Annotated in this window: 5 protein-coding genes and 1 pseudogene; 1 reads left to right on the top strand and 5 read right to left on the bottom strand. The window is 38.9% G+C overall.

Features of this window, described 5'->3' with window-relative positions:
- The 5 genes and pseudogenes from PVV63_RS09410 to PVV63_RS09390 all read right to left on the bottom strand — a co-directional run.
- The coding region (locus PVV63_RS09410) for a phage late control D family protein (protein ID WP_273791627.1) at positions 1 to 731 on the bottom strand (731 nt) is incomplete at its 3' end.
- The gene (locus tag PVV63_RS09405; RefSeq protein ID WP_273791626.1) at positions 731 to 985 is read right to left on the bottom strand and encodes a tail protein X; all 255 of its coding nucleotides are present in this window, start codon (positions 983 to 985) and stop codon (positions 731 to 733) included. The genes PVV63_RS09405 and PVV63_RS09410, both read right to left, overlap by 1 nt.
- Positions 982 to 1460: pseudogene (locus PVV63_RS09400) on the bottom strand (phage tail protein). Before PVV63_RS09400 ends, PVV63_RS09405 begins: the two are co-directional and overlap by 4 nt.
- Positions 1461 to 1616: 156 nt before the next feature.
- Positions 1617 to 1991, bottom strand: coding sequence for a hypothetical protein (locus PVV63_RS09395; RefSeq protein WP_273791625.1), 375 nt, complete (start codon positions 1989 to 1991; stop codon positions 1617 to 1619).
- Positions 1992 to 2746: 755 nt separating this feature from the next.
- Positions 2747 to 3877, bottom strand: coding sequence for a metallophosphoesterase (locus PVV63_RS09390; protein ID WP_273791624.1), 1131 nt, complete (start codon positions 3875 to 3877; stop codon positions 2747 to 2749).
- A gap of 775 nt (positions 3878 to 4652) precedes the next feature.
- On the opposite strand from PVV63_RS09390, the gene PVV63_RS09385 reads away from it, so the two are divergent.
- The coding region (locus PVV63_RS09385; RefSeq protein ID WP_273791623.1) for a right-handed parallel beta-helix repeat-containing protein at positions 4653 to 7692 on the top strand (3040 nt) is incomplete at its 3' end.

Raw genomic sequence — 7692 nt, 5'->3', positions numbered from 1 at the left:
GTGTAACAAGTGCGAAGACGCCGCACGGGACCGCTAAACCCTGTCTGATGTTTGACTTGGCATTGCTGCCCTTTTGAGCGATCAAAATAAGAAGCTTCAATGGTGCCATATTGCGTACGTGGCTCTAGGGTAAATTCCCAGTTGGAACAGTCGTGCTTATGAAGTTCGAGTGCTGGTAAATTGTCACCGCTTAAAAATAAAAACTTATTGTCCTTGATCAAAAAACGTGCCCGCATGCGATCGGCAAGGCGGGTTAAAAAATCAACCGCCGATTGATCTGTACGAATCACATAAGGCAAAGTTTGTGTGGTGAACTGAGGACTGACCTTTGCTTGATAGCCATGGCGTTTGGCAAGTGTCTCAACAATCTCACCAACAGTTTTGTGGTCAAAATGTTCACTCACCTGTTCTTTGAGCTCTTTACGCATCGAGGCACTTTTGCCACAAAGGCGCAAAATCTCTCCATCACTGCCCCCACAACTTACAACCGACTCGACAACAAAACGCCCCATAAAGGCACTGATGCTGTTCTCATAGCCAAAGATCACCTGTAGCGCACTATTGCTTGAGGGAACCTCTAAATCATTGCCACTATCGTCAAACTCTGCTTCAAATGTATCGGCTTCATTCCCGGCATGGTCCGTAATCGTTGCGGTTAAAAGACGCTGGTAAAAAACCTCATGAACAGGTTTGTCTCCCACCTTGACCACAATAAAAGGGTGTGTACGCATTAATCCCATAACCGCTTCACCATGCTGTTCTTTTCTTGGCTAACAAATTCAGGCAGAATGACCTTTAAGCCCCGTGGTAAAAACACACCATATTTGGCAATCTCTGGATTAGCTTCCAGTGTGGCTTCTAAATAGCCTTTGAGTAAACCAGCTTGCCTCCGGTCTCCTAACACAGCCATGACATGGTGAAAGCAAAGGAGATCGAGGCTCATATCCTCTAGCTCTACAATAACATGCTTTTTGGGTATCTTCATGGGGTAGGTTCCTCTTGGTAATACCCCATTTGATATTGTCTCTCTTGGTATTGTCCTTGTGGTTTTCCGCCATTTAAAAAGGGCAAGAGCGTAATGGAATAGCGGATGCGCTGGGATTGACCAGAGCGACTGATATAGTCATGGTCTTTATTGATCGTGGTGATTACTACGGGTCCATGGAGAAGGACACTATAGGTGGGGTATCATTGATCCAACGAAGCATCTGGACAGGCTTTGCTCTTCAGATAGTTGTAGTGATGGCATCAATGGCTACCCGATCAGCAAATTCTTCTGGAAACCAAACCCCATGAATGGTTTTGGGATCATTGCCATAACCGGTAAATTGCAAACTGGGAGCCTTGCCAAAACGCTCCATACAAACCCATGAGGCAGAAAACTCTTCTTCAAAAGATTGGAAATTCAGCCAATCCACATAAAATTGATGCGGTCCTAACATCATCAAAGGATCTCTCATAGGCTCCCTCCCATTGATTGTATCCCTTCCAGCACGTCATCTCTTTCGAAACGTATCATTGCATCTCTCCTACCATTGCGCCCTCCTAGCACTTCATCCCTCCCCTCATTGTGTTCTTTCCAGCACGCCGTCTTTTCCCTTATTCTGTAACCCGTATCATTCTGTCCCGCCATACAGGGCATTAGCGCGTGCCCGTTGAATGGCATGGGCAACCGCACGACCAGTGACAACAGGATCACGGGCGCCATTGACATGCACCGTGACATTTTGATTGTGTGTGATGGTGGAGCGCTCTTTGCCTTTTGCTTCTGTGAAAGGGGAATTTGCACGCCCCGCCCCCGCAAATTGTGCTATGGGCTGAATGGCTGTTTTACCCCCCAAAAAACTTGGCAAAAACTCTCTTACATCAATGGAACCAATCCACCCCTTAATGCGATAGGGCAAAGATTTACAAAAATCCATCAATTGTGAGATGGTGCCCATAAAACCATCGACAATCCAACTTGCTAAATCTTCCCCAGCTTGTTCCATACTTGCCTTGGCAGCATCAGAGAGCTTTTCGCGGGCAAAAAAACTCTTTCTAAACTGAAACTTCTTAAAATCCCCTTTTTACACCTCTCTCAAAGCAAAGATAAAACTGCCAAGACACGTGAGAGTCATCTAAGGATAATTGCATGAGACCATAACAGCTATAAACAGACTCCAATATTTGTATCATATTATTGTAACGATTTACTTACGTATAAAAGAAGAAGATAAAATTGTAATACAACTAAAAGTTCATACGATTAATCAAGAGAAATTATACAGCATCACAAAACATCAATTGTTTGAAGATTATAAGTAAAAAATTGATCAAAATAAAAAGCTTTTCTTATGAAAAAGAAAAGTGTTGCCCATGAGTAGATATTATAAGCTCTAATAAAGGGCATAACTTAATAATTATACCGCAACAAATTAATAAAAACAGCCTTCTTGATGATTCTGGACAACAAGTGCTAGCAAATTATGAACACACCCTTGACAAACTCCCCTTTCTTCAAAGATGAAAGCCTAAAAAGAAAAAATAGAATAACAAACCATTATTCTGCTTTGTATTAAAGCTCAGTTCACATTAAACCATTGCACTTATAGCGTATAACCTGAAATCTTAGCAGCTTTGAAAAAAAATATGTCTGATTTTTCACTCTATTTCTAAGTAACATTTAGACACTCCTACTGCTCTTCAAGTCCGCACATATAATACGTTTTTTCCCTCATGCTTTAAGACAAAGAAACAAATCCTATTATAACTTACTGCAACTTGCCGAAAATTTGGTGTCTTTCCCTATAACACCAAGATCTTTAATTAAAAGCGGTTTTCCTATTTCTCCATTATAGGCTTTAACGTGAATGGTCTTGCCTTTCACATCTAAGAGGTAATAATCTCCATTAAAAAGCGCACCAGCTGTATATATAGGGATATTTCCAAAAACCTTATCATTTTTCGCACGGCAATAAGACTGATAATGCGTGTGACCCACGAAGATTGCTTTAACATTATGAGAGGTAATAATTGACTTAAAGACCGACAAATCTTTAGCATTCTTTTTACGAATAAAAAAGGATTCACCATCAATGGAAGCAGCACGCGCATCATGAAAATTAATGATTGTCACTTTACCTCTTGCATCAGCAGCAGCTAAATCGTTCCTAAGCCAATCTAAAGATTTATTGATTTGCACTTCTGTAGACTGCCCCTTCAAACCAACCGTATAGCTTGGATAATTGTGAAGCTGCACATAGTGAACATCTCCATAATCCCAAGAATAACTCAAACTCCCCCTTATCGAGCGAATATTTCCACCCGAAATGGGAACCAAGCTTTCAGTAACATCTGCATTGAAATGCGATAATTGACTACGGTATTTTTTGATTTCCGATACCATTCTTGAAACTGCACTTATAGCACAAGCATCTTTGTAAAAACTGAATTCTTGAGGATTTGTACAATTACCAACATTATTGGCATAATCGTGATTCCCTAGCCCCTCATAGACAGGTGCTCCAAGAGTTTTATAAACATTTTCATAATCATCATAGTTTTTTTGTTGTCCAAACTCCGTCAGATCACCATTGACAATATGGAATGCAGCCTTGTGCGCTTTTATCACACCAGCAACCTGCTCATTTATCTTTAACCATGGCTCTCTGTTTGATATTCCATTGGCATCACCAGAGTTTAAACGCCACGGTTGCGGATCAGCCATAATGATAGCAGTATAATTTTTTGTAAGAGACTTTTCTTTCATAGACCAATCCATGAATGCATCATGATGAAGCCTCTTGTCTCTTTTTATTTTTTCAGAATCAAGATTAAAACAACCAGAGAGAGTAAAAGCAATCACGGTGATTACCAATTCAACTTTATATCTCATAAACCTATCACCATAAAAACGTTACATATTTTTTATATTAAAAAATTCCTCAGAGACAATTTTTTTAGATTTTATTGTCAAAAATATGTCAAAAATTCGAAATAACGAAAGCAATGATCCTTCAATGAAGGTGCACTTTGATGATATAAAAGCACTGTTGATTTCAAGCCTTCAACTTCAAGAACTTTAATTGATTAAGATTTATAAGCTTGGGCTCTGGCTCTTTCAAATGTCATCGATACATTAACAGCTTATAAAAACTTAGTCGTATACTATTAAAATATCTCCAACAGGAGAAAAAATATATTCTTATACTAGAGTGCCAAACTCCTTTGGATATCAAGATCAATTATATTATAATATTATGATAAATAAGGTATAAATAATCAAAAGTGCTAGCAACAGTGTTATAGTATTACCGTCATCATTCACTTTGATAAGCTATAAAAATGCAGAAATACTACATAAAATACTATTATTACTTTATAAAAAATAATATAAATTATGTAAAGTATAATAATAATAGTTATAATTTCTATAATGTAGATTTACAATAAATTTAATTATATAATATAAATCATTACAAGCACATTGTGTGTTAAATATAAATTCATACAAATTTAATATTATTTATTTTTTAATTTTGACAAAAAATCAAAAATGTCTTACCAAATAAAGAAAATTATCGAAATTAATAACAACTATCCATTTTCACTTCTTCTTATGAAGTTTGCGGGGAAATGAATATTTGGGGGCTCTCATAAGGAGAATACTGGTGTATAAAACATCCCTTTTATCATGCACGGCTGCGGCTGCTATCATCCTATTCAACATCCAGTTCACTGCACATGCTGAAACTCTTGGCGTTGCCAACGAAGAAAAAGATATATCCGGAAAAACGTACGAGACTATTTATGTAAAAGACAAAGGAAAAATCACCGGCAGTACTGTAACTGTAACTGGAAATGAAAACACAAATACAGACACAGGTAGCGATAAATATGTTGTAACAGTTGAAGGTGCTAACAGTGCGCTTGAATTAAATGGCTTAAATATTCAAGGCACTGATTCTGATGTTCGTTTCGGTATTTCTGTAAAAGACGGCGCTAACATCAACCTGACCGGGGGGAACATTACAGCTTCTCAAACTGGCGTTTATATTGATGGTAGTAAGAATAGTAGAAGTGTACTGCAAAATGTAGTGATATCAGATAATAAAAATGAAGCATCATCACTCCTTGGAATAGAAATAAACAACGAAAGTTTAATTACTTTAGAAAATGTAACAGTTAAGCAAGCAGAAACTGGTATACTTGCGGATGACGTTTCTCAAGTTATAGTATCCGGAGGTTCATTCGAGGGTAAAATGGATGGCGTATATGCTATGGGCGGCACCACCATTACTGTAGATGGCGGTGCTAACATTACCTCATCTAATGGTAACGGACTCCATGCCGATGATGAAAATACCACCATAAAAATGACTGGAGGAAGCGTAACTGGAAAAGACGCAGCATTGTATACAAACGACGGTGGTCATATTAAAGTCACGGGTGGTACTCTAACAGCAAAGGGAGATACCACAAGTGCACCTACTACAGAAGGGGATAATCCTGCATCTAATAAGGGTACTAAAATTGAGAGTGGATTCGGCGCCTTGTCTCAAGGTGAAAACAGTGTGATTGAATTGTCTGATACAAAGATCAAAGATGCTACAATCGGGTTGAAAACACAAGAAAGTGGCGCAATCGCAATGACTGGGGGAAGCATTACAGCGTCCAAAGTTGGTGCATTCTTTTTGGATAGCAAAAGCAAAGAAAACGAACTGAAAGATGTAGTGACATCAAGTGGGAAAGATGATGCGCCACTAATCAATGGAATCAAGGCAACTAACAGTAATGTCACTTTAAATAATGTAACAGTGACTCAAGCAGCAGCCGGTATATTTGCAGATCATGATTCGACAATAACAATCTCGGGAGGATCATTTCATGCACAAAATACAACAATATCTGCTCAAAACGGCAGCGCCATCACTTTAACCAACAATGCAAACATTACATCATCTGATAACGTTGGACTCTATGCAAACAGTTCAAACTCCTCCATCAGCATGACGGGAGGAACCGTCACGGGGAAAGGTAATGCATTGGTTGCTGAAAATGGTGGCCATATTACTGTTGCAGATGTAACCCTAAAAACAAATGATAGCGATAAGTCATCTGGTGTATTTTCTAATGGTGAAGGCAGTGTAGTTGAATTGCTTGAGGGAACAACGATTAGTAATAGTGAAATTGGACTTACAACAAACGATGGTGGCGCAATAAACATGACTGGAGGAACCATTAAAACTTCTCTAGTTGGTGCCAGCTTCTTAAACAGTAACAGTGGTGAAAACAAGCTAGAAGGTGTGAAGATATCGAATAGTAAAGACGATGCGCTACTAAACTTTGGAATAAAAGCAGACAAAAGTACCGTTGTTTTAAATAATGTAGAAGTGACTCAGGCAGCCGCCAGTATAGTTGCAAATGATCACTCAACAATAACGGTCTCAGGAGGATCATTTAGTGGACGTGATGTAGGAGGAAGCGCCGAAGCCAGCAGTACGATTATCTTAAAAAACAATGCTAACATTACATCATCTGATGGCGGAGGACTCCTTGCAGACGGTTCAGGATCTAAGATCATAATGATGGGAGGATCCGTAGCCGCGAACGAAACAGCGTTATTCGCAATCAACGGAGGGCATATTGATGCCACAGATGTTGCTCTAAAAACAGAGGGAAAAGGAAACGGTGCATTTGTAAGTGGCAATGACAGCACAATTCAATTGCATGGAGATACAATAATTAACAATACTTTGGGCGGCCTTGGAGCAGTTGACGGTGGTAAAATCACCAGCAAAGATTTAACAATAATCGGTGGTGAAGCACTTGACGGCCCCGACAACGAACGCACTGGTATATGGACATCGGACTCTGGTAGTGAAGTTAGGTTAATGGGCAAAACAACCATTCAAAATGTTGATGAAGGGTTTTATGCAGACGGTGGAAGTAAAATCATTAGCGGAGATTTAACAATAACTGGTGGTGAAAGTAAAAAACAAACCGTTGCTGTAAACGTTGCGGAACTTGGTAGTTTAATTAAGTTAAATGGTAAAACAACCATTCAAAATTTTGATGTTGGTCTTTTTGCAGGAAATAATAGCACAATTAAGATGGTTAATGGCGCTATTGATGCTAATTCCAAAGGTCTAGATACCCAATCCGTCGCCCTTCAGAATGGGAAGAAAAATAAAATAGAAGCAAAAATGGCTGCGCTGGTTGTAATAAATGGCGGACATATTGATCTGACAGATGTTTCTGCCACAGCAGAAGTTGCCAGTTTACAATTCGCAACTTTCTTTGATAATAATCCGAATAGCTCGCATGATCCGCAAAAATATCATAGTAATGAGATCAATCTGACTAATGCAGAGCTTCATGCTGAAAATGGTACAGGAATTTTCGTTAGAACTGTTGTTGAAAAAAGCATCGAAGATGCTGCTGCTCCATCAATCGGCACAGTCAATCTTAAAAAATCAGAAGTCCATGCTGACGTATTATTAGGAGATGGTATTTTTTGGGACAAAACATCATGGAAAGATAAAGATTTGTGGGATGGTAAAGAGGTTAAAGCGATCTCCAATGGCACCTTCACCTTAAGCGCAGATCAGTCTATTCTAGAGGGCAGAGCAAATATTGCTAAAGACAGAAATGTGCACTTTGATCTGAAAAACAATACAAAATGGACGTTGAAAATCAGCAAAAATGAAA

This window comes from Bartonella sp. CM31XJBT, assembly GCF_028618555.1.
GTDB lineage: Bacteria > Pseudomonadota > Alphaproteobacteria > Rhizobiales > Rhizobiaceae > Bartonella.
The sequence above is the reverse complement of the archived record's forward strand: the minus strand, read 5'-3'. Positions and strand labels throughout refer to the sequence as shown.